Annotated in this window: 1 protein-coding gene; it reads right to left on the bottom strand. The window is 42.2% G+C overall.

Annotated elements, in window-relative coordinates; all coding sequences use genetic code 11:
• Nucleotides 1-441, bottom strand: a 441-nt coding sequence (locus tag LC457_RS23335; RefSeq protein WP_223601931.1) for an SDR family oxidoreductase, incomplete at both ends; no start/stop codon positions are given.

Here is a 441-nt window from a genome sequence, read left to right as displayed (position 1 = left end):
AGCATATACCGTTGAACATTTTTAACATAAGTGCCCTTTTCATCGGCAATGTTAAAAAAATTAGTGGCAATTGGCCCTGGATTCACGGAGGTTACCTGAACATTATAGTCGGAAAGCTCCATCCTAAGAGCATTGGTGTAGCCAAGAACAGCATGCTTAGTGGCAGAATAGACACTCGATTTCGGAGTGGCAATTTTTCCAGCTTGTGAAGCAATATTAATAATATGCCCAAAGCGCCGCTCGCGCATTTTCGGCAGCACCATGTTGGTACAGGCCATCAGCCCAACGACATTTACTTCAAACATTCCCTTAATTTCATCAATCGGGGCTTCATGCGCTTCACGGAAAACCCCAAAGCATGCATTATTTGCAAGTATGTCTACTTGTCCTATTTCTAATAAGATCTGCTTAAAAACGCTTTGAACTTGATCAGTATCAGAC

This window comes from Chryseobacterium sp. GVT01B, from assembly GCF_019970045.1.
Taxonomy (GTDB): Bacteria; Bacteroidota; Bacteroidia; order Flavobacteriales; family Weeksellaceae; genus Chryseobacterium.
This window is presented reverse-complemented; position numbering and strand designations above follow the sequence as displayed.